Below are 24350 nucleotides of genomic sequence, written 5' to 3'. Positions count from 1 at the left end.
GTTAATACATTATTTCGTAAAGTCTAGCTTCTTCGCTGTAACCCATTGTTTTTACAAGCCTGAACTTATAAGGATATTTGCGCATGATTGGCTCGGCAATATTATGCATGGTGTTAATCACATAACCACTATTCACATTGGGGTTTATACGCAAACTTGCAATTAAAAAATGACTGACGTGATTTTTTTTGAAAATTGCGAGAGCACTGTCCGGATCAGATTGTTTTGTCACAGTATCGCGTGCAATAACAGAGTAGATCGGATAAAAATGTTTTCCTTTTGCGTACACAAAACTCATAGGAGCTTTTCTGCAGGCCACTAAACTGTTTTCAGGCAGACTGTCTTTACACCAAGCACTGAGTTCCAAGTAATTTCTCCAATCGGGTGTGTAACCATAATAAATATCTCCACTCAGGTTTTTTGTTACAACTGGAATGTTGTTCACACCACGTTTAATAGTTGAACCAAACATTGAAAAAACAATAAGTAACATAAATGCCACAGGTATCATCTGACTGCTGTTATCCTTTTCAAAAAATTTATAGAGTCCGTAAAAAATACCAAGTAATAAAGCTGGCATGTGAACCATGATAAAACGTGTTTGATCCCATTTAGCATGCAATACAAAAAATGTCCCAAAAGAAATAACACCAGCAAAAAGGACGATAAATGCAACAGTATCTTGTTTTGCTTTAATGGCTCTGTAGAGACCATAGAACGTTAACACAAGCACAATAAGAGCCAGGAAGTAGGAAACCTTTGTGGAGTCCTCATCCATAAAACCAATTATTTGATAGAAGCGCTTTCCAACATAAAGACCAATGTTATCAATAAACCTTGTAATAAACCCAGCAATATCTTCGCGGCCTTGTGAAGGGTCATAGGCATCTTTATTAAGAAGAATGTTTGTTTGTGAGCCGTATTGAATACCAGAAGAACCCCAAATAAGTGTTTTAACCAATTCATAGAGCACCTTAAAAATGCCAAATGATACCATAGAGAAGATGGCCTTACGGTATTCTTTTTTAAATAGATAAAATAGGAGTACGGCTAAAACACCTAATATCATAATGTTTTTAGCAATGGTTAATACCATCATTAAAAATCCAATCATTAACCATTTCTTATAATCAGATTTCAAATCGTTTTTAAATTGATTCGTTCCAAAATTGTATTCTAAAAAATAATAGAGGAAAGTGGCGTAAATCAAGAGATAAAAGGACTCTGAAAAAGTTTGACTGGAATAATAAATCACCAAATAATTGATGCAGAGAAAAATGAAAGTAAAGTATTTCAGAATTTCAGGGATCTTTTTATCTACTGCTTTGTAATAAACCCAGGCACCTAAAACAAAAAATATAACAGAAAATATTTTAAATATTACAAGGTTTGTCCCCACAATTAAGGTCAGTAAAGCCAGGAACATAGGATAAAGCGGGGCATTGGAGGTGTAATAATAGTTAGGGAATTCATGTACATATCTGTACGCAGCTTCAATGTAAAGTGAATCGTCATGCGCTTCACTAATGCGAGCATTAAAACTCATGATTGAGAAAATAGAACCGAGCAGGAGGAATACGTTTACTAACTTTTTTTTGGTAAAATAGTTACCAAGTCTGTCATAAATTGTTTTGGAGTTCAGAGACTTTTCTTTACCAGAAACCTTTGTAGCCATATAGTTTATTATTTGTACAAAAGTAAAATAATTCTAGTACCAATGGCTTAAACAAATGTAAATTTATGAAGGGATAAGCTTAAAATAACTTAACTATTATCAATTAAAGACAATATCTCCCTTGAGCTAAATACTAGCGCATCAGTACCATTTTTCCGAAATCTTTTGTGAAAAATTTATCAGCGCCGGAGGAATTTCTTTCAATAGTTTGTCCGTTTAATTTTGTGATTACCCTGTACAAATAAACACCGTTGGCAAGGCGGTCTCCAAAATTATCGCGGCCGTCCCAGGCATAATCCGTAATGTTTCTACCAATATGCAGGTTTCCGAGTTCAGCGCGGGTTATTTCTTTAACGATTTTTCCTGTAATGGTCATTATTTGAATGGTGAACACTTCGGGTATTTCACTACCTGTAAGTGTAAATACAAAACGAGTACTAGTGGTGAATGGATTTGGATAATTCATCACTTGCGTAACACTTGGCCTTGTATTTACTTCAAACTGAACTCTGTATTCTCTTGCACCAGAAACATTTTTACTTCTGTCTTTAGCTTGCACTATAAGCGTATATTTTCCATCCAAAGGAAAAATAGGGTTATAATTAATACTACAACTGTTTTTTGGTAGGTTAGCTGGCGTAAATCTCAATTGTTCACTAAAATAAATCCGCTGTTGACCTTGATTTGGTGTTTGCAGGAAAATAGTGAAGGCGCTGGTATCATTTAAAGCTAAAAACTTATTTTCATCTTTTAAGGTGATTAAAATACTAGGTTTTGCAGAAACGATGTCTCCGTTCAAGATCCGAATACCATCAAAGGTGACGTCTAACAATGGATTGGTAATATCGGTAGTTACGTTAAATGGATACCTTCCAATATTATTAAACTGACTTTGTTCGTATTGGTAATGCGGATCATTTAAAGGATTTACAAAAATCCATAAGGCATTACTTCCTTTATAATTTAAGGTATTTATTTTTACTGTGTCAACTATTATCTGACCTGAAGTGAAAGGACCCGCTTTCAATTTAGGAGCCAAAGGTATTTTCACAAAGTCCTTATTTTCTATCCAATAGGTAACAACTAAACTATCCGTAAAATCTTTAACGCCAATATTCTCAATTGGAAATTTAAACGTTACCTCGTCTCCTTCTTGTAAGCTATCGTTGATACTCGCAAAACCCTTTAAAGGGTTTATAGCACATTCTGGCGCTTCATCGTATAAAACTTGCCAATGTTGTAGTTGAGGGGATGTGCGGTTTATATTATCGTGCATGTAGGCAATCAATTTAATATTTGGATAATTTATTGCGTCTACATAAGATGAAAGATTTATTACATCGCTGCTATCTTGTTTGAAACTGGCAAGTGTATCTATTTGTCCGTTTTTTTGAATGCCGACTAATTTTAAAACTGTTGTATCACCAATAAGCCCATCGCTACTTTTTACGCGCCAATGTAAACTGTTCCACTTGTAGGAAGGACCAATAATTTCGGAACTCACATAACCACTGTGCCAACGGGTCTTTATGCTGTCCTCCAAATATATAATTGATTTTTTACTGGTGCCTTTTAATTCATGTCCTTGCCCAGCGCTCATTCCTTTTTGCCCAAACAGAATATAAGGAACGTCGTCGCTTGTTGTTCTAATCGTATTTGCACCAATTTTTTCAAAGGCAGTGTAGAGTGAATTTGAGTAGGTCGGAATCTGAGCGTAAGTACCCGAAGAATCGCCCACGGTAAATGCAAGAACATAATTATTTACAGGAACAGCATTTAAAAAATTTTCAACATCCATTTGCCAAGTAGCTGTTGGAAGGCCGCAGTAGTTTCCTGTTCCAAAAGAATAAAAATTTAAAGGACGCGGAACGCAAACACAGTTATTATAAGTGCCGGCGCCAGGTGTTGGAAAATTTAGACTTTGTACTTTTTGAGGAAGACCGCTAATGGAATCGAAGACAACAAAATTCCATCCTTCCGGAGCACAACTCCAGTTACTTAAAGTGATGTTGTTAAAGTAATAACCAATTGAAACGCCTTCAATAACAGGCGCCATTGCGTCTCTGCAACTAAGACTGTGCTTATTGTTTTCAAAAATAAATTTACGTTCTGTTTTTTTATAGTTTACAAATTGAAAGACATCGCTTTTAAATTGATTAAAATGAGATTGTCCCCAACCTCTTTTAGTTCCTATAGTTTGAAAAGAACTTTCCTTCCAAACAAATTTTGAAGTAGGAGCGGTACTATCTTTGCTCACGCGCCAATAATAAACAGTGCTGTCTCCATAAGGTAAATTCACCTTCCATTCTAAAACGCCACCTGTAGAGGTTATAAGTGTTGTGGTAATAAGGTGATTAAATGTGTCACTGGTATCCAATTGCATCCTATAAGTTGTTGAAGGAGCAAAAGGATTTGTAGTAGAGGCTTTTAAGGTTATCGTTGGGGTTGTTGGAACTATTGCGTATTTATAAGGATACACAGGCAGAACATCTCCTCCAGGCACAAATAAGTCTACACTTCCAGGTGTGGTATTATTACTTTTAGTTAATTCCACTATTTCATTTAAATAATCTAAGTAAACTTTGAATTTATTTAAGCCAATTCCTTTTGTGAAATCTAAGTTTACAAAGATTTTAAAACTGTCTTTGTACATGGGGCTGGGTATACGTTTGAAATACGTTGCAGAATCTCCATTTGGTAAAAAACGTTCAATTCTAACGTAAAAAGAATCGCAAATTGATTTACCCAGATTTTTGTAGTGAATATTTATTCCAATGGAGTCTGTATATTTTTTAAGATCAAATGATACATCGTTAGCGAAGATTTGATAATCAGGGAGTACGCCATTACTGACTTTAACAGCAGGATCTCCGTGAAGCGTCATGTCCATTGCGACTAATTTGGTTAGGAGATCTTGATTGGCGTTTTGAAGAATCGCTTCTTTCATCATATCGCCAATACCAGTATTGTAGCGCGAATAAGAGAAGGCTTTATAAAATTCTCTGGTGTAGTTATTTAACGCATAATCAAATCCATAAGAGGTTGTGGAAATAAATCCTATGCTTCCTTTTTGATTTGCAAATACAAAGCGTTCACTTACCGATCTTCGTGTAGGTACATGAATATCGCCCGAGTAGCAGGAGTTGGCAATTACCAAAGGATATTTACCTGCATTGTTATAAAGTTCAGGATCGTCTATCGCCTGATCAAACCCTTGTTCGCTACCATGTCCAAAAAACGTGAACAAAGACGCGCCATTCGCAATAGCGCCTTTAATACTGTCGCTTATATTGGTTTGAATTGGAGAGGTTGTGTTTTTCTGAAAGGTTAACACGTCGCCTCCAAATAAAGAATCAGAGGCGATCAAAGCGAAGTTAGACATATAACCGCTTAATGTAGCGTTAAGAACTTCGTCGTCTCCGCCAACAAAATGTAAAATACGTTTTTTCCAGTCTGCCTGACCCGTGCTTTCGTGTTGTTGAATTTTATTGAGATAAAGCGTTACCTCACTATTTGTAAGTGTCGCAAGCCGTCCCACAGGTATTTCGGGTAAAAAATCACTTAAGTTTCCTGTACTAAGTTCGGTGGTTAGTAGATTATCGCAACTTGGTATTCCAATTGTGGGGATTAAATTTACATCCTGGTAAACTCCTGATGGATAAGAAACACCCTTCCCAATTAAGAAAACATAATTTGGAACGTTCGCTAAACTATCTTTTAAATACTTGACAAAATGACGAATGGCTAATGGATTTTTTTTTACGCCATAACTAAATTGCTCATAAAGTGTTTCAATATCCGCATCAATTACGTCGTAACTGCCGCCGGAAATACTTTTTCTGTATGACTTGTAGGCCATCGCAGAATTCTCAAGACTTTTATGGTATATAAGAACGTATGGTTTATTCGCCGTTTGATTTTTATAATTTATAAAGTTTCCACTTTGGTTTACAGGACTTAACTTTTTGATAACAATCGTATCTTTTTCAGCAATTAAAATACATGTTTTTTTACCAGAGCCATTTGGTATTATTACTTCAACTTGTGAACCTGTAACAACATTACTAATACGTTTACCATTCGTTACATCTAGTAAAACTGCGTTTCCGCTACCGGAATTAAAATTAGAAAAATTAAAATAGCTTTTGTTTGAATTTGGGTGATTATCAATAAAAAGTTTGAAAAAAGATTGACTATTTAAATCGGTAGTATGCGGATAAAAATAATTCACATAATGAATCATAGTGGCGTTGTTAGCCGTAAATGAAGGAGCAGCTATAGAACTGAAAGTGATGCTTGTGCTGTTGTTTGTGTTTTGAGAACTAAGTGTAAACGTTTTGCGGATAGGCTTGTAACCGTAAAAAGAGGTGTCGTTAAGCAAAACCAGACTGTTATTCTGGTCATTATAAATCAATTGGATTTGGTGATCAGGAGTGTAATTTGCAGCAATACTTTGTCCTGAATAATTTAAACTTATGTAAAAAGGTAAAGAAGTAGTTGTATACGTATTTAATCCTGTTGCTGGAAAAGAGTAGGAGGCTCCTTTTCCAAGGCTTATTCCATAACCCTCAGCCTGCGTGTATCTTGGATCGGCGCTACCATAAGAATATTCCTCAACTGGATTATAACTCGATCGTTGAGTAAAAACCTTTTCGGTGTAAAAATAATCTACCTGCGGATAGCCGCTAAAGTTAATGTCAGTTTCTAGTATATAACGTTTATTTGTAATTGAATTGTTTGTCGTTAGAAAGGCATAAATAGTATCGTTAAATAAATACGTGTAGGGATTTGGAACATACTTAATATCCGTGTAGGCCAGTGAATCTAGATCACCCATAATGGGGTTTACGTAAAACTCGATAAAGTCGCCTGAGTTTATTGCACCATCTGATTCACCTTGGATGAATAAATGTTGTTCTTTTCCTTTAAAAAAAAGTTGGAAGTTTTTTGGGTTTACCGAATTAAGGTTGTAATAATTAGCGAGGGTAATCGAATCAATTCTGTAAAGTCCTTCTTTGACAATTGGAATTTTAAAATATTTTTGAGAGAAGTTTATCCACTCATTGCAGTATTTCTGTGCACTAAGGGCAATCGAAAAAAAAACAAATATGGCTAAGAAAGATAGTTGTCTCACTTGTTCATTTTTTTATTTATATCAATTTTTAGTGAAAAAATATTTGAATAAATTGCAATAGAACGGTCACCGATATCCGTTAACGCGTAGTCAAGTGTGAAAATTTTGTATTTAACTCCTACACCAAAATTTGGTTGAAATGTGGTAACATATAAAGTAGCTCTGTCGTTTAATTGTTTTTGAATATTACCAATGCCGCCTCTTAAATAAATAAAACCTTTGTATCCTAACTCAAGACCCACAGCAGGCTCCATACTCCAAACTTCTGAATTGATAACCGTATTACGCATCCCATCAAACGTATTTATAAAATCAACTTCTCCTTGTATCGAAACGCGTTCTTTCCAAACTTTAAATGTTTTTGTTATTCCTAAAATTAATTTTGGTGCTGTTATTTCGGTTGACGAACTTGGAATTTCATTGCCCGTTTGCAATAAGGTTGCTTTTTGTTTATCATCGAGATTAAAGCTCCAAGCATTAAAGGTTCCGGTAACATCACGAGCCATAGCGGCTAGAGTCCAACCTTTGGTGGTATATTTAGCTCCTGCATCTAAACCAAAGCCCCAAGCACCGCCAAACGGACCAAGTTTACGGCGAATAATTTTAAAATTCCCACCTAACTCAACGCCTTTTAATTTTGGTATTGAACGGGCATAACTTAACAGAGCAGCAAAATCAACTGCATTAAAGGTACTTACACGATCATAATCTACATTTCCATTGGCATCAACCAGTTCAAGTGTATTGGGAATATTATCTACACCAAAACGTAAAATTGAAAAACCAGCCACACTATTAGAATCAATACGTTTAGAAGCCCCAATAAAATCGTATTTAGCAATACCAGCAAAATACTCTGCATGCATTAAACCGACTTCAATATCGTTCTTTTGGCTTAATAAACCTGCCGGATTCCAATAGCCCGCACTAACGCCATCAGCCGAAGCTATATTGGCATTTCCCATGCCTAAGGCTCTGGCGCCAACACCAATATTTAGAAATTCATTACTGTATTTACGGGTTTGCGCCTGGTAGCCCAGAGAAATAAACAGAATTAAAACGGGAAGTAGTCTATACATAATCAGCAACTAAAGATAAGCGAAAAAACAATAATTAATTCTATTTTAACGCACTTAAGACTATTTTATTGTTAAAGATATTAACCAGATGGGGGTTAAAATTTTTGGCGCCAGTATAGTTTAAATGCCTATGGTCAATGAATAAACCACGATTATTGCAAAATGGTAAAGAAGACAGATCGTAGTAGTCTATTTTATTTATTGTGGCGATGTTTTTAAGTTGGGAAATAATTGATGCTTTATTTAAAACATCTAAATAACCACCGGCAAATATAGGAGAACTCATTAGGGTAATCTTTGTGTTATTTTCTATACAGCAAGCTATAATCGAATCAAGATAACTTCTTTCGGAAATATTAAAGTAAGCATATTGCTTTTTAGTGGATATAAAATTTAAAGAAGGTCTAAATACCTCTCGCACAAAACCTTTGTAATACAAGCTATCTGTTTGATTGGGAATATTAAGCCAACCATGAATGGAAGTACTCAAGTTTTTTAGACCCGTATAAGGCCATGAAAAATAAGGATTGTAGTAAAATTGGCTCATTCTGGAATCAATATTGCTAAACTGTTTTCTTAATACAGGATTAGTTAAAAGCGGAAAATAATTATTGAATTCCTTTATTTCAGAACTCTTTTTCTTTAAAGCGTAATAATCTACTTCGTAAATCAAGTACTTTGGTGCTTTACTATGAAGCAAATAGGCTTTTAAGGCGGAGAAGGCCACCCGCGGTGTTGCTCCGGCTAAACCAAGATTAAAAGAATTTTCGCCTGTCAAACTATCAAATAGCTGAGTGTCATAATGCATTTCAGCGCGTGAAGAACCCAAAAACAAAACAGAATAAGCGTTTTCTTCAAAAAAAGCCTCCTGAAGCTTGCCATAATAACCTTCTTTTTGTTTCACCAATCCTTTGTAATGCAAATAACGCAAGCCATACAACAAAGCCGTTACAATTAAAAAATATGTAATTATTCTTTTTATCAAAACTGAAAATAGATAAAGGTATTGGCCGAAAAATTACCAAGTATAAAAATGAGCACTATAAAACAGATATAAAGCAAGGGTTTTGCAAAATCGTAAATTGTCTTGTAACGATTTAACAGCGCAAACTCTTCGTTGATCTCCTTTATAAATAGTACAAAGCTCACGAATAGTATAATCACAAAGAAAAAGCGATCCTGCAAGTTTAACAAATGTTCAAGTGAAAAATAATTTGTTTTGAAACTAAAAATAGTACTATAAATGTTTGTGAGATCTACCACATTCGACGCTCTAAATGCAATGAGTGAAAGTGTATGAAATACAATGAGATAAAACCATCCAAGGGGTTTTGGTACATAAAAGTTAGGAAACCATTTTCGTAAAAAAATCTCTCCAATATAAAATACACCATGAATACTTCCCCAAACAATAAAAGTAACATTGGCGCCATGCCACAATCCACTTATCACAAACACTAAAAAAACATTCAGTAGCCAGCGCTCATAAGGAACACGGTTTCCACCTAAACCAATGTATAAATAGTTTCTAAACCAAGTGGTAATACTAATGTGGTTGCGTTTCCAAAACTCGTGTAAAGAACTGGAGAGTAGGGGACGCCGCCAATTTAAACTCAGGTTGATATTAAATAATTTTGAAATTCCAGTAGCTATATCACTATAACCACTAAAATCGCAATACACTTGTATCACAAATAAAAATCCACCCAATAGTAATTCTAAACCGCTATAAGCGTCAACATCATTAAAAATGGGCGTTACAATAAGGTTTAAATTATCGGCTATTACTAATTTTTTAAAGTAGCCCCAAGTAGTAAGTGTTGCAAAGGACTGCCAATTAATATTCTTAAAGTAGCTTACAATTTTAAATTGTGGCATTAAGGTATTATAGCGAACAATCGGTCCTGCAACCATGTGTGGGAAGAAGGATACAAACAACAAGAACTGGTACAAACTGTCATTTGCTTTATATTTTCCTCTGTAAACATCCACCGTGTAACTTATGGATTGAAAAGTATAGAAGGATAAACCTGCTGGAATGATAAAGTCTTCCACATAATTAAAGGTTGTGCCTGTAATCAATTGAAAGGTTCCAAAAAAAGAATTATAGAAAAAAGCCGAATACTTAAACGCAGCGAGTATTCCAAGATTACTAATTAAGCTGAGTGTTAGATATAATTTTTTTCGGGTAAGTGTTTTATCTATTTCCCTAGCACACCAATAATCAAAAGCAGAGGTGCCAAATAACAACAAAACGAAAACAGGATTGTAACTATAATAAAAATAGTAGGAAGCTAGGAGCAGAAAGAAATTGCGGTACTTGGGTTTTAAAATCCAGTACACAGCAAAAACTACGGGTAGAAAAATGGTGAATATGAGGCTGTTAAATAGCATTACCTAATTAGTCACTAAATCTAGTTCTTTGTTTTGTAAAATCGATGGAATACAAAGCTGCCATTAATAAAAAAATAATAGCCGGACTTCTATACCTAAATATCGCACCGCTATTGGGTGAGGTTAATCCTATTAATAAACAAAGTGAAAGGCAGAAGAATAAAAATACAAAAGGAAGAAATTTGTCGCGCCGACTTTTTATCAGATTAAAGCAAACTAAAAATAATGAGATGATAATTACTATGTTTTCGAAGGAAGCAAGAAATTGCAAAGAGCTTTTGGCGTTAAAAACACTTGGATAAAACAAGGTATAATAAAGAGCCGAAGCCGCTGTATATACTGAATTTTTATGAGACAAGTGTACATTTGAATTACCTTCTTGAATAATATACATCAGTTTATAATGTGTGGCAGTATCTTTATTCGCGACCACATAATTAGTATCCTGAAGTCTTGGCCTTTGCCAATACATGTACGGGATGTTTTTTTTAATGGTGAACACATCCTTTTTGTTCGCGAGTTTTTCCAAACCAAGTGTATCCGTTAAACGAATTAATTTAATAGAATCTGATACAAAAACACCGCCCTTAGAAACACCAACAAATTTATGTTGCTGTTCAAAAGCCGCTGATAGTAATGATTTATCTTTTAGAACCAAAGAAGCTCCGTTTGCAATCAACACTAGAAGTACAAACGATCCAATGAAAAAAAGAAATTTGGTTTCTTGCTTTTTGATTTTCGAATAAATAAAGAATAAGGTAAACGTAATACTTGCGAAAATTAAAATATAAGGTTTAAGAAGAAAGGAAATAAAAATTAGTACAGGCAAAAACGCCAAGGATTTAAAACTATTTTCTCTATTAATAAATCGTTTAAGTTGATAGAGCGTTAAACCCATGATAAAGAGCGTGATTCCTTCTTTTAGCAAAGCGCCTGTATAAAACCACAGTGCCGGCCAAAAGCATAAAATAAGCAGGACTAACATCTCTTTTCCAACAAACCATTCCTTAAACGTTTTATAGAGAAAATAAATTCCAATAAAACTTAAAAAACAATTAAAAAATGCGTGCGCTAAATAAGAATCAAAAGCTATAAAATGGAGTAGTGAATGGACTCTAATAACTATTCGGTTATCGTTGTACAAATAATCTTTAAGGATGCCATTGTCCCAGTTTAATGTATTTACAAGACAATTGTTGAAGTCTGATGAACCCGGATTGTCATTTTGCAGTCCAATAAGTAAGCGAATAAAGAACCCAAAATCAGTTTTTCCATAGGTATTTATCACAACTGCATCATGATAGAATTTTCCCGTATCAAAATTTTCTATTCCACCATAAAGTTTAGCATAGGCTAAAAAGAAGACGGGCACCGCTAAAGCTTTTGTCAATAAAAGAAATGCGTGCTTTTTTCTACTAATAAACTCATCTTTAAATAATCCAAAAAAGCCATTGTAATAAGTTAGACTTACGAATACAAAGACGTATGTAATGAAAACAATCATTACAGATTTTGTTTTTTTTGAATTCCAATTATTAGATACAAAACGATCAGGTACAAACTAAATAGCTTGAGTGTAATAGCTGCCATTTGTTTGACATAGAATTTCTCGTTATCAACGTCCGAGTTGCCTGAATAGGTCGCGAAGGTTGCGTCTTTAAAAAAGTAGCGCATCCATTTAGAACGAAACGAATATAAATTGGCGTCAAAGTGTTTGCTATAATAATAAACAAACTGTGGTGCTACACTCAGGTAATGGTCATAAAACCCTTTAAATTCAGTGTAATCGCTAACAAATAGACTATCATTCTCAAACGTTTGTACTTCTATATCTGCCGCATTGTTTTTGTGAAGTGCATAAAAATCAAGCAAATTAAGGTATTCGGAATTATGTGTAATAAAAATTGCTTTCGATGTTAGATCTGCCAACACCCATTTTTTAAGTTCCGGAACATACACTTCATTTAAATTGTGTCCTGCCAAATAAATGGAATCAAGTTTTCCTTCGAAACAAACTTCGCGTGTTACAATACTTTCTGTCGAAAGAAAAAATGAAAGAATGGAAGTAAAATCACCACACCAAATTTGTGACTTTGATTGGATCGCTAAATTGTAAGCTACCCAAGGACTAACCGTATTCATGGTGTCACCGGGAATACCACGATGAGCATCTAATGTCTTCAAAAGAAAGGCACTGATTTTTTTTACTTTTATAAGCGTAGAATCACCTTTTTGCAATGATACATTTTCAGAAATTAATTTACGTGCTAATCTTGTTTCTTCTGTTGTAGTGAAAGGTGAAGTCTTCTGCCATTGGCTAATAGAACGAGCACCAATATTACCAATTGGTATCGAAGCGTAATAGAGTTCTGTAACTGATTCACGATCTCTCTTGTTTTTTTGATAAGTCTCCGACGCTGTGTGGTTAAAGCCCAATGTAATTGGTGGAATAGTCGTATCGTCGAGATTCTCTATTGTGTAAAGATGTTTTCCTTCGTGCAATTTTATGATTGGAAAAACGGATTCCACTTGCGTTTGAAAGCTGGCACTATAAACACGCCATTTTGAATTTGGAAACACTGTATTAAATTGTATTTCTATAAGGTTAGTCGCTTTATTTTCAATGGATACAATTTTGAGATTGTTTTTCAACTCATACAACTGTCTATAGTTCAATGATTCTTTATAAGCAAAACCATCGTTTCTATGAAAATAGATGTAAGTATTTAGAGCTATTAAGCCAAATAAAATTAGGAAGTTGATAATAGAAAGGACTCTGCGCCTCATATAATTTAATTTTAAGATCAAAAATCAGTGATCTTTTTACGCGTTTGTTTTTTTTCTCCGCGTATTTTTTTGTTCTTCAGCTTTTTCTCTTTGGCACCTTTACCAGGTTTCGTCGCCACCCTTTTTTTGATTGGTTTTAATAATTTGTTTAAAAGAGCTATGAGTTTGTTTTTTGCTTCTTCTTTGTTTTCGAGCTGACTGCGGTGAATATTGCCAATAATTTGAATTACAGAATCGTCAATAAAATCAGAATGCCGTTTAAGGATGGTTTCTTTTTGACGTTCAGTGAGCGCAACCGATGCTTTTACGTCAAAATCAATAGATACTTTGGTTTCTACCTTATTTACGTTTTGGCCTCCTTTTCCACCAGAGCGGGAGGTTTGGAAGCTTAAATCCTTTTTGAAAATCTTTTGTATTTGCTCTTCTGTTAACATGTATGGTTTGATAATACCCTTTAAAAATACTAAATATATCAGCGGCTTTGTCTTATTTTTATTACAATGAAATTTTACGCTTCGTTTTTTTGTTTGTTTGTTTTTGTTTCTTCGGCTCAAACAATAAAAGACTGTAAATACCGATTTGACAATTACCTCAATTTTAAAGGCTCTTTAAACCGATCGGTAAAGTTTGAAAGCAATGCTTTTTATTTAATGAATAAGGGCGAAAAAGAATTCGCTGTGTATGCCAATGAAATTAAATTACTTTCCGATTACTTTCAACATGCTACCGCCGAAGAACAAGAACGTTTAATTCGTATAAAAAAAACAAATAAGTTTTCAAAAAAACAGGTTGATAGTTTGGTCTCCTCTTTCAAAAGACCAACAATAAGAAATTTTGGAGCTCAAAATTTACCATTAAAGGGTTACCGCATTGCGCTTGATCCTGGGCACTTTTCAACGAATCTGGCTGATGCGGAGTCTGAACAAAAATACCTGTATTTTGTTGCCGATACGATTAATGCGCGTTTTGATACGATAAAGATTTTTGAGAGCGCGTTGACTTTTAACACGGCACATATTTTAAAAAACATGCTGGAAGAGAAGGGGGCAGAGGTGTTTATTACACGAACTCAAGCAGATTTCACATCCTTTAATTGTACTTATCAAGATTGGATTAAACTTTATAAAGAAAGAGCGCTCGACAGTCTACAGCACTTTAAAATCTTAAGCCAAGAAAAATATAAAAAACTCTTAAACGCCAATAATCATGATTTATTCTGGGATTTTTTTAGGGATTATGAATTAGCAAACAGAGCCGATAAAATTAATGCTTACAAACCAGATGTGACTGTGATTATTCATTACAACGTTGATGAAAAAAACGCACCTTGGAAACAGCACACACAAAAGAACTTCTCCATGACCTTTATTGGAGGAGCTTTCACGGCGGATAACTTAAGCAAAACAGATAATAAAATTAATTTTCTTCGGCTTCTTTTAACCAATCAATTGAACCGTTCTGAAAATCTCTCGGCTAAAGCTGTTTCTAACTTCAACAAAATTCTTGAAATACCATTGGCAAAAGCAAGCGATGCCGATTATTTGAAGGATAATTGTATTGCCACTGTTAGTCCAGGCGTATTCTGTAGAAACTTAGCACTGTGTCGAAGAGTAAACTCACCCTTAGTTTACGGCGAGAGTTTGTATCAGGATAATGAAAAAGAAACCGGTTTGTTAATGCGCTCTGACATGGATATTTACGGTATTAGAGCGAATGATAGATTGTATAAAGTGGCTTTGAGTTATTATCAGGCCATAGAAATGTTTCTTATAAAAAAATAAACGCAAACTGTCAAGCAAGATTTATTTTGTAAATTAGATAATAAGTATCCGAAGAGATTTTCAAAAACTACCCATGCTAAATAAAACCCATAGCATTAAAAAAATAATTTTCATAGGATTATTCTTTTTGAGTGTGGCCTGTATAAAGGGCCAGCAAATTGGGAATTATGTGAATAATGGAAGCTTTGAGAATTATTTCATGCCAAATATTCTTAATAAAGTACCTTATTATTGGGGTGCTACAGATAGTTCTAAGTTTTACGGTGGGTTATTAACAACCCCATCAAATATTCCATTATCAAGCTTCACTTTTCAATTTCCGAAACAAGGAAAAAATCATTTAATAACGGCGTTTTTTTCAATAAATACATACAACAATAGAGGTTACCCTAGAAACAGACTTAAAGAAAATTTAAAAAACGGTTCCGTTTATTGCGTTTCATTTTATGTAAATCTTTCAGATCAATCCACTCATGGTGTTGACGCCATTGGTGCTTTTTTCGGTGGTAATGCTTTGGATACTATTACAAAATGTACAGACCCAATTACCTATTTAACTCCACAAATCGAAAATCCAATAAACAACATTATTACTGATACATTAAACTGGGTACTGATAACAGGCACTTTTGTTGCCAACGGTTCTGAAAAGTACATGCTCATTGGTAATTTTAAAAGTAACGCAAACACTGATACAGCTCTAACAAATCCGACAAACTTCCCTGCAAATTTTGCAGAATATTTAATAGATGCTGTTAGTGTTATAGAATTGGATCTTCCTGCTTATGCAGGTCCTGATAAAGCTTTGCTTTTAGGAGACAGTGTTTATATTGGAAGAGAATCTGATTTTGCGATTGATTCAGGTTGCACTTGGTATAAGTTTCCAAATATGAGTACACCTATTAAAATTAGTTCTGGTTTATGGGTGAAGCCAACTGTCACGTCAACGTATGTTGTAAAACAAGTACTAGATTGCAGTGCTGAGAAATGGGATACTGTCGTTGTTTATATGAATCCTGTTGGAAATGTTGAATTAGAGATGTTAAATGATAAATTAGAAACATTCCCAAATCCCGCTGATGATTATTTAGAATTAAAAATTACACCCCTAGAACTATTCAAAGAAATTAAGACGGTCAGTATTTATGATAATCTCGGTCAATTAATCGATGAGCAAAAAATAAATTTTGAAAATAAGTCTGTTAGAATAACAACAAGTGATTTACCAAATGGTGTTTATTTTTTGAGATTAAAAAGTAGTAATTCTAATAGTGTGAATAAACGTTTTGTAATAGCGCGTTGAGATCTTCCAAAGCCCTTCTAATTTTCGAGCGAACCCGAAGCAGTCTCAGCGAGATGATACCATGCAGAGATTCCTTCGGTACTGTTCATTACATGCGTTTACCTAGGAATGACGAGGTCTATGAACCCGTCACTGCGAGGAATGCGGAAGATTGCAACGAACCCGAAGCAGTCTCAGCGAGCTAATACCTTGCAGAGATTCCTTCGGTTCTGTTCTTTACATGCATTTGCCTCGGAATGACGGGCTTGCAGTATATCTTACCAAAAATAATTAAGAAAACCCTTCCTAGACTAAGGAATATTCATGTACTTATGCGTTTGCAAACTAATCATCCATTTCGGATGATCCTTTACATACTCAATAATTTCTGGAACCAATTGCGCATGTTTACTCCATTCAGGTTGTAAATAAAGATAACAGTCCTTACCAACCAGAGCAGCTTGCTCTTCGGCCCAAACAAAATCATGCTTATTAAAAATAATCACTTTTAACTCATTTGCTTTTGAATACACCTCTTTTAAAGGCGCCATCGTTTTTTTAGGAGAAAGGCAAATCCAGTCCCAGTTGCCACTTAAGGTGTAAGCACCAGACGTTTCAATAAACGTTTCAATATTATTTTGTTTTAATAAAGCGGTAAGACTATCTAGATTATAGATCAAAGGCTCACCGCCAGTAACCACAACACTATTCGCTTTATAAGCAATTACATTTTCAATTATTTTTTCAATCGGAGTTAAAGGATGAATGTTCGCATCCCAACTTTCTTTCACGTCGCACCAATGACAACCAACATCACAACCACCAATCCGAATAAAATAAGCAGCTTTACCGGTATTAAATCCCTCACCTTGAATGGTATAGAACTCCTCCATCAAAGGCAGTAGTTTCCCAGCTTTTAAAAGCACATCATCGGCTTCAGATAAACTATGTAATTTGTAATTCAAGGCTGCAAATTTAAGGATAGTTTCTTCAAAAGCGACACTAATTGCACGAATTACACGAAGAAGAACTAAAATAGCATTACGGTTTGGTATTATTAAGTTTCGATTTAGTGAAATCCGCGACTCCGACAGATTGGATTATTGTCCTTTCGTCCTAACACACACAGATTCGTGAAATGGGTGCCATTCGCGTCTTCCTAGCAAACACAGATTAGTGAAATTCGTGCAATTAGTGTCTCCACGAAAGGCCCACCCTTTAAACTACCTTAACATTATTCTCTTTTATAATTTGTAAATTTATAGTCTATGAATATTGGAATGGTTTGTTTCCCCACGTATGGCGGAAGCGGCGTTGTAGCAACAGAATTAGGCATAGCCCTAGCAAATAAAGGACACAAAGTTCACTTTATGTCTTATAGTCAACCTTTTCGTTTAAACTTATTTAATGAGAATTTATTTTTTCATGAATTTAGTGTCAACGACTATCCATTATTTGAATACCAACCTTACGAAAGTGTATTGGCGAGTAAAATTGTTGATGTTGCCATGTATGAACATTTGGATGTTTTGCATGTGCATTACGCTATTCCTCATGCTTCTGTAGCTTATATGGCACAACAAATTTTAAAATCCAAAAAAATAAATCTGCCTTACGTCACAACGCTTCACGGAACGGACATCACATTAGTAGGACGTGATCCGGCTTTTGAACCCGTAATTCGTTTTTCTTTAAATCATAGTAATGCTATAACATCGGTTTCTGAAAGTTTAAAAAAAGACACTTTAAAAACTTTTAAAATCGACAATAAGATAACCGTTATACCCAACTTTATTAATATTAAAGATTACGAAAACGTCAAGGAGTATTGTATCAAACGTAAGTATGCGCCAAATGGCGAAAAAATATTAGTACACATTAGTAATTTTAGAAAAGTAAAACGTATTGAAGACGTATTGGCTGTTTTTGCAAACGTGTTAAAAGAAGTTCCCGCTAAACTTATTTTTGTTGGCGATGGTCCCGAAAAAACAAATATTGAACAATTGGCCAGACAAATGAATTTGCAGCACGATATTATCAATCTTGGAAAAATTACCGATCCAAAAGAAATTTTATCGGTGGCAGATCTTTTTATTTTACCGTCTGAAACAGAAAGTTTTGGTTTGGCAGCTTTGGAAGCCATGGCCATGAAAGTACCTGTTATCAGCACCAATAGCGGTGGTTTACCAGAGGTTAACGTGCAAGGTAAAACCGGCTTTTTAAGCAATGTAGGTGATGTAGAAGATATGTCTAAAAACGCACTTACTTTATTAAAAGACGAATCAATGTTGGAAAAGTTTCGCCAGAACGCTTACAATCAGGCAAAAAAATTCGATATCGAAAAAATATTACCCTTATATGAAAAGGTGTATAATGAATTGTTAGTGAAGGAAGTGGTTTCGTAAACTACTTGAAAAAGTGTCTTCGATTAAAAATTAAGGAAATCCTTTATAAATATTTTTACGGTGTTCGAAAATAACGAAGTAGACTATATCTTCTTCGATTTTAATTCCAATTCTATAATCTCCGACTCTTATGCGGTAATATACGTCGTAGCCAGATAGTTTTTTTATGTTTTTAATTTGAGTAAGATTTTTAGAAGACTCTACTTGAACAATACAATCATGAATGCCATCTCTAAGACTTTTATTTTTCAATTTTTTTTAGCTCTTTTAGGAATGATTTCTTGAAATCAATTTTCATTTCCCTAAAGCTTTCATAATTTCACTCCGACTAACGCTTGGCGTTTTCATTCCTTCTTCGATTTTTTGAGCAAATTTCCAATCTCCAACTTCTTCATGTGAAAGAGGCTTAGCGGTCATCCCAAGTTTCTTCGCTAGACTAACAAGAAAGGCAATATCAGACTTCTTTTCTACATTTATAAGTACGGTTTCCATGATACTAATTTTAATACTAAGTTACAATTTTCTAGATAAACATACAAGTCATTAGATTGACATAACCCTTACAACGCTATCTTACAATGTTAGTTAACGATGATCAACACTTCTGCCGTTGACTTTATTTTTCTCAACTAAAAGTATACTGTAAATAAAAAATCAAATTTTCGTAATAGAACTTAAGTTCTAAAAAAATAAGGGAAACAGAAAAAGGTATTAAGATTTCTTCCTTTGATTTAACTCGTCTCTGATTTTAGAAGCCATTTCGTATTTTTCTTCTTCAAGAGCGGTTTGCAGCATGTTTTTTAACTCTTCGCTGCTTTTTTCTTTGTATTCGTCTGAATCTGGATTACTTGTGCTTCCTTTTACGTCAGAAGTAGCAGAAGAGGCATCTGTTAAAGAACTCACTTCAATATCATCATCCAACACAATTCCAGCGCTTTTTAAAATAAACTCGTAGGTATAAATTTCGCAGCTAAATCTAACCGCTAAGGCAATCGCATCACTGGTTCTTGCATCAATTTCAACTTCACGTGTTCCATCAGTACAAATAAGTTTCGCGTAAAAAATCCCTTCTACCAAATTATAAATAAGTACTTCAGTAACGTTAATTTCGAACGTCTGAGCAAAAGACTTAAATAAATCGTGCGTCAATGGACGACTAGGACTCATTTTCTCAAGTTCAATAGCTATTGCCTGCGCCTCAAAACCACCAATAATAATAGGTAACCTTCGGGAACCAGAACTTTCACCCAAAACCAGAGCGTATGCACCACTCTGCGTTTGACTGTATGATAATCCAACAATTTCTAATCGAACTTTTTTCATTAACTGAATTCTAATTTAAGAAAAAAAATTGGCTTAGTTTTGATTAGCCTTGAATTTTTTAATCGCCTCTGTTAACTTAGGTACAATAGTGAAAGCATCACCAAGCACACCATAATCCGCAGATTTGAAGAAAGGCGCTTCTTTATCGTTATTAATTACTACAATTGTTTTACTACCGTTTACACCTGCTAAATGCTGTATAGCACCTGATATTCCAACGGCAATGTATAAATTCGGACGAATAGCAACACCTGTTTGTCCAACATGCTCATGATGTGGTCTCCAATGCATGTCGGCAACGGGACGTGAACAAGCAGTCGTTGCACCAAGAGATGCAGCTAGATCTTCAATTATTTTCCAGTTCTCAGGTCCTTTTAAACCTCTACCGGCACTTACAACTAACTCAGCTTCAGGTAATGGAGTCATGCCACCTGCATCATTAGATTTAACTTCTTTTACAACAATTTTAGAATTAACAGCAGAAAGATCTACCGCGAAATCGCTTACAGTTGCTTTGTTTTCACCTGCAGTTACAGGGAAACTATTTGGAAGAAGAGAAATAATTTTAATGTCGCTGTTAATACTATATAATGCAGTAGCTTTTCCGGAAAATACATTTTTCTTTACTTCAAGTCCTGCACCGTTTACAGTTGGATAATCAACCGCACCGGCAACTAAACCTGCTTTTAATTTAGCAGAAAGTCTTGGCGCCACTGCTTTACCAACAATATCAAAAGCAAATACAATTACTTTTGCATTTTCAGCCTTTGCTGCTTGTTCAACGGCAGCGCTAATGGCCATGCTATCACTGCTAAGTTTATCATTCTTAACGGATAATATTTTAGAAGCACCTGCTTTACCAATTTCTTCCAACTGAGCTGCATCAGCATTGTTTACTAAAGCTGTGACTGTAGAACCGGTTAATTCAGCAATTTTAGAAGCATAATTGATACATTCTAAAGATGCTTTTTTTACGCGGCCTTTATTTATTTCTGTGAATACTAGAACTGACATATTATTTGTTGAATTTTAGAATTATTAATTTTTTGAATTTGTTAATGTCTTATTTTTTGAATTTACTAAGTTGTTTCTTGATGTTGCAACAGATTTAGCCACAACTCTCAAAATCTCATCGCTTTCTTTTGTTAATTTTTCAAGTTCAGGTGACGCGTAATTAAGGTCAGCTAACAACTCTAACCAAAAAAGCACTTCATCCGCTTCCTCATGCACTATTCCGAGTTTTGAAATAAAATCGGCTTTTGATCTTCCTCTACAAGCAGCTCTATAATTGGCGGCTACAGATGTACAGCATTTAATTAGTTGATTTTTGATTACCATTATTTCCTCGTTCGATTTAATGTTTTTTAGAAATTTAATAATACTTACAGCTTGCTTTTTTGTTCTCGCCTTAAAAGCATCTGCAAATTCAGTATTTATTGTATTATTCTCCATTCTAAAAATCAAAAATTCAAGAAATCAATAATTTATATAACCTTAGCCTGAGTGTGAAGCAAATTCACTAACTCATCCAAATTATCTTCACTTATCATCTTAACGGTTGTACGACCTGGACTTAAAGCAAATGATTTAATGGATGTTAATGGACTTGCAGCAACTGCAGGCGTTACAGTTAAAGGTTTAGTACGCGCTGCCATAATCCCTCTCATGTTAGGAATACGTTGTTCAGCCATTCCTTTTGCACAACTAATAACCATTGGTAATTCACATTCCACAATTTGAGTACCACCATCAATATCGTGTTCAATAGTTGCTTTGTTAGCAGCAAGCTCTAATTTTGTTGCTAATGACACAAATGGAAGATCTAAAACACCTGCTATCATTCCGCCAACAGAAGATCCGTTGTAATTAATCGTTTCTTTTCCAACCAGTATTAAGTCATAAACATTTGTTTTAGCATAGGCAGCAATTTGTTCTGCAACAAAAAGTGCATCAGGCCCTTCAGAATCAATACGCACGGCATCATCTGCACCAAGCGCTAATCCTTTACGGATTGTTGCATCGCTATCAGCTAAACCAACGTGAATAATAGTCACTTTTTCAGCAAGATTCGCTTCTTTTAATTCTAAAGCTCTAACAAGTGCATACCACTCATCGTAAGGGTTGATTACGAAGGTTACTCCGGCAGCATTAAACTTTGTATCACCATCCGTAAACTGAATTTTTGTGGTGGTATCGGGTACATTACTAATGGCAACTAAGATTTTCATATATAGCTATTTATAATTTTTACTGAACTTTATTTAATCCAAAGCTATCTTTTTGATTATAGCCTTAGTATCCTTCAAAATTGAGGGGCAAAAGTATAAAATAAAAGCCTTATTTCATAGAATTAAGGCTGAATAAATGGCTTTTGTTAAAAAGATGTTTGGGATGTGTATTACTGCTTCTCTGCGGAAATAAAACTATAGAATAATACTACGCATGCAATGACGATACTTACTTGGTAAATGCTGATAAGAGAATAGGGTAGGTGCGAGATTTACAAAAAGTAGAGATTTTATAAACTCTGGTTACTTCAAAACAAGATCCATTTTTCTTTCTTCAATCATTTTTTTAAGATTAAACAAAGCGTAGCGCATCCTTCCCAGTGCTGTATTGATGGACACTTCTGTAAACTCAGATATTTCTTTAAAACTCATATCGTAATACATACGCATAAGAACTACTTCTCTTTGATCGTTTGGCAATTCATTTATCAAATTACGTATACTCTTTTTGAATTTCCCTACTTCAGCTGATTGTGTATCATCGTTTGGAGCAGCAAGCGAACTAAAAACACTCACTTCCTCGCCTTCGTCATTAATATATACAGGCATTGGCGGCATCTTTTTTATACGCCTAAAGTGATCAATAATCAAATTTCGGGCAATGCGTATAATCCAAGGTAAAAACTTACCCTCTTCGTTGTATTGACCTTTCTTAAGGGTCATGATAACTTTAAAGAAAGTGTCTTGAAAAATATCTTCGGCTAATTGCTGATCTTTTACAACAACAATGATAGAAGAAAATATTTTTCTTTTGTGACGTTGGAGTAAAATGGAAAGGGAATCTTCGTTTCCGCTAATATAGAGTTGCACTAACTCGTTATCATTTAATGATTGAATAGACATGATATTACTTGCTTTTTACGTGTGTTAATTGCTAGTAAATGTCTATTCTATCGGCGGTAGTTTTTAAGTTTAGCCAAATTTAGACCATTTGATTGAAACGACCATGAAAAAATGTTAAAATCTGTAAAATTTTGAGTGAAACGTATGTTTGACTGAGTGAATGAAAGTTGTTTTGGGTTTAAAATTGATTTTATGCAATTTTTAGGGCATAAAAAATGGGTAAGCTACTTCCATCGCACCGCTCAACCACTTACCCTTGCTCCGTTCCCAGCCTGGGGGATTCAGCAGGAGCTGGTCGTGAAAGACTTACCCGCTGCAAAAGTAACAATAATTTTTATTTTACAATTAAAATTCCAAAATTTGTAGAAATGAATTGCGTTATTTACGCAATATATTTTATGAATCTATCTATTGTCATCCCTTTATTTAACGAAGAAGAATCCTTGCCGGAACTGCATGAGTGGATTTTACGCGTCATGCAACAACATAATTTTTCGTACGAAATTATTTTTGTAGACGATGGGAGTAAGGATAAATCCTGGTCAGTCGTTGAAACGATTTCAGCAAAGAATCCAAACGTAAAAGCAATCCGTTTTCAGAGAAATTATGGTAAGTCTCCAGCATTACACGTTGGTTTTGAAATGGCTCAAGGTGATGTTGTTATTACCATGGACGCTGATTTACAGGACAGTCCTGATGAAATTCCTGAATTATACCGTATGATAACAGTGGATGGATTTGATTTGGTGAGTGGTTGGAAACAAAAGCGTTACGATAATGCTTTCACAAAAAATCTTCCTTCTAAATTATACAATTACGTAAACCGAAAAATAAGCGGCATTCAATTGCACGACATGAATTGCGGTTTAAAGGCTTATAAAAATAAAGTAGTTAAAAGTATTGAGGTATATGGAGAAATGCACCGTTTTATTCCTGTAATGGCACGAGCGGCTGGTTTTGAAAAGATTGGAGAAAAGGTAGTCATACATCAGGTGCGCAAATACGGGGTGAGTAAATTTGGGTGGAACCGCTTTGTAAATGGCTTTTTGGATTTATTGACGATTACTTTTTTATCCAAATTCGGAAAACGTCCCATGCACTTTTTTGGTGTGATAGGCACCTTGCTTTTTTTACTCGGATTTGGTGTAGCCTTTTACCTGGGAGCATTTAAAATCTATACTTCTTTTGTTACGCATCAACCCGCTAGACTGGTGACACAACGTTCTTCTTTTTACATTTCTCTAACCTCTATGGTTATTGGCAGCATGATGTTTCTTGCCGGTTTTATTGGAGAGTTAATTCTTAGAAATAGTTCAGTTAGAAATAGCTATTTAATTGATAAAAAAATAACTTAATTGG

At 34.7% G+C, this 24350-nt stretch carries 19 protein-coding genes and 1 other RNA gene; 4 read left to right on the top strand and 16 right to left on the bottom strand.

The window, feature by feature from the left end; translation table 11 throughout:
- Window position 1 precedes the first annotated feature (1 nt).
- The 8 genes from P2086_RS13530 to arfB all read right to left on the bottom strand — a co-directional run bounded on the left by P2086_RS13530 (window position 2) and on the right by arfB (window position 13503).
- Window positions 2–1675, bottom strand: coding sequence for a hypothetical protein (locus P2086_RS13530; protein WP_317897276.1), 1674 nt, complete (start codon window positions 1673–1675; stop codon window positions 2–4).
- Between the two features lie 133 nt (window positions 1676–1808).
- Complete coding sequence (gene porU2, locus P2086_RS13525) at window positions 1809–6809, bottom strand: putative type IX secretion system sortase PorU2 (protein WP_317897275.1); 5001 nt, start codon at window positions 6807–6809, stop codon at window positions 1809–1811.
- Window positions 6806–7888 carry a putative type IX sorting system protein PorV2 gene (locus P2086_RS13520; protein WP_317897274.1) on the bottom strand — a complete coding sequence of 361 codons (1083 nt, stop codon included), beginning with the start codon at window positions 7886–7888 and terminating at the stop codon, window positions 6806–6808. Before P2086_RS13520 ends, porU2 begins: the two co-directional genes overlap by 4 nt.
- Window positions 7889–7928: 40 nt before the next feature.
- Window positions 7929–8873: an LB_356 family protein gene (locus tag P2086_RS13515; RefSeq protein ID WP_317897273.1), complete on the bottom strand. Its 945-nt coding sequence runs from the start codon at window positions 8871–8873 to the stop codon at window positions 7929–7931.
- Window positions 8870–10282: an MBOAT family O-acyltransferase gene (locus P2086_RS13510; RefSeq protein WP_317897272.1), complete on the bottom strand. Its 1413-nt coding sequence runs from the start codon at window positions 10280–10282 to the stop codon at window positions 8870–8872. The genes P2086_RS13515 and P2086_RS13510 overlap by 4 nt, the downstream gene beginning before the upstream one ends.
- A 7-nt stretch (window positions 10283–10289) precedes the next feature.
- A complete protein-coding gene (locus P2086_RS13505) occupies window positions 10290–11786 on the bottom strand; it encodes a hypothetical protein (protein WP_317897271.1) in 1497 nt (498 codons plus the stop codon).
- Window positions 11786–13069, bottom strand: coding sequence for a hypothetical protein (locus tag P2086_RS13500; RefSeq protein WP_317897270.1), 1284 nt, complete (start codon window positions 13067–13069; stop codon window positions 11786–11788). The genes P2086_RS13505 and P2086_RS13500 overlap by 1 nt, the downstream gene beginning before the upstream one ends.
- Before the next feature lie 17 nt (window positions 13070–13086).
- Window positions 13087–13503 carry an alternative ribosome rescue aminoacyl-tRNA hydrolase ArfB gene (arfB, locus tag P2086_RS13495; RefSeq protein WP_317897269.1) on the bottom strand — a complete coding sequence of 139 codons (417 nt, stop codon included), beginning with the start codon at window positions 13501–13503 and terminating at the stop codon, window positions 13087–13089.
- Between the two features lie 66 nt (window positions 13504–13569).
- On the opposite strand from arfB, the gene P2086_RS13490 reads away from it, so the two are divergent.
- A complete protein-coding gene (locus tag P2086_RS13490) occupies window positions 13570–14850 on the top strand; it encodes an N-acetylmuramoyl-L-alanine amidase (protein ID WP_317897268.1) in 1281 nt (426 codons plus the stop codon).
- A 73-nt stretch (window positions 14851–14923) separates the two neighbouring features.
- On the top strand, window positions 14924–16153 hold the full coding sequence (locus P2086_RS13485; protein WP_317897267.1) for a T9SS type A sorting domain-containing protein: 1230 nt from the start codon (window positions 14924–14926) through the stop codon (window positions 16151–16153).
- Between the two features lie 290 nt (window positions 16154–16443).
- Here the strand turns inward: P2086_RS13485 and P2086_RS13480 are convergent, their stop codons facing one another.
- Entirely contained in the window at window positions 16444–17025 is a 582-nt protein-coding gene (locus P2086_RS13480; protein WP_317900263.1) for a 7-carboxy-7-deazaguanine synthase QueE, read from the bottom strand.
- Window positions 17026–17400: 375 nt separating this feature from the next.
- On the opposite strand from P2086_RS13480, the gene bshA reads away from it, so the two are divergent.
- Complete coding sequence (gene bshA / locus P2086_RS13475; protein WP_317897266.1) at window positions 17401–18537, top strand: N-acetyl-alpha-D-glucosaminyl L-malate synthase BshA; 1137 nt, start codon at window positions 17401–17403, stop codon at window positions 18535–18537.
- A 294-nt stretch (window positions 18538–18831) separates the two neighbouring features.
- Here bshA and P2086_RS13470 read toward each other — a convergent pair whose 3' ends face one another.
- The 7 genes from P2086_RS13470 to ffs all read right to left on the bottom strand — a co-directional run bounded on the left by P2086_RS13470 (window position 18832) and on the right by ffs (window position 23303).
- Window positions 18832–19029 (bottom strand): hypothetical protein, encoded by a 198-nt coding sequence (locus tag P2086_RS13470; protein ID WP_317897265.1) that lies wholly within the window; start codon window positions 19027–19029, stop codon window positions 18832–18834.
- Between the two features lie 219 nt (window positions 19030–19248).
- Complete coding sequence (locus P2086_RS13465; protein ID WP_317897264.1) at window positions 19249–19860, bottom strand: bifunctional nuclease family protein; 612 nt, start codon at window positions 19858–19860, stop codon at window positions 19249–19251.
- 33 nt (window positions 19861–19893) lie between these two features.
- Window positions 19894–20874: an electron transfer flavoprotein subunit alpha/FixB family protein gene (locus P2086_RS13460; protein ID WP_317897263.1), complete on the bottom strand. Its 981-nt coding sequence runs from the start codon at window positions 20872–20874 to the stop codon at window positions 19894–19896.
- 24 nt (window positions 20875–20898) lie between these two features.
- Window positions 20899–21312 (bottom strand): four helix bundle protein, encoded by a 414-nt coding sequence (locus P2086_RS13455; RefSeq protein WP_317897262.1) that lies wholly within the window; start codon window positions 21310–21312, stop codon window positions 20899–20901.
- A 32-nt stretch (window positions 21313–21344) separates the two neighbouring features.
- On the bottom strand, window positions 21345–22088 hold the full coding sequence (locus tag P2086_RS13450) for an electron transfer flavoprotein subunit beta/FixA family protein (protein WP_317897261.1): 744 nt from the start codon (window positions 22086–22088) through the stop codon (window positions 21345–21347).
- A gap of 303 nt (window positions 22089–22391) precedes the next feature.
- Complete coding sequence (locus P2086_RS13445; RefSeq protein WP_317897260.1) at window positions 22392–22991, bottom strand: sigma-70 family RNA polymerase sigma factor; 600 nt, start codon at window positions 22989–22991, stop codon at window positions 22392–22394.
- A 214-nt stretch (window positions 22992–23205) separates the two neighbouring features.
- An RNA gene (gene ffs, locus P2086_RS13440) (signal recognition particle sRNA small type) lies at window positions 23206–23303 on the bottom strand.
- An 86-nt stretch (window positions 23304–23389) separates the two neighbouring features.
- On the opposite strand from ffs, the gene P2086_RS13435 reads away from it, so the two are divergent.
- On the top strand, window positions 23390–24346 hold the full coding sequence (locus P2086_RS13435; RefSeq protein ID WP_317900262.1) for a glycosyltransferase family 2 protein: 957 nt from the start codon (window positions 23390–23392) through the stop codon (window positions 24344–24346).
- Window positions 24347–24350 lie beyond the last annotated feature (4 nt).

The sequence above is a fragment of the Aurantibacillus circumpalustris genome (assembly GCF_029625215.1).
GTDB lineage: Bacteria > Bacteroidota > Bacteroidia > B-17B0 > Aurantibacillaceae > Aurantibacillus > Aurantibacillus circumpalustris.
The sequence above is the reverse complement of the archived record's forward strand: the minus strand, read 5'-3'. Positions and strand labels throughout refer to the sequence as shown.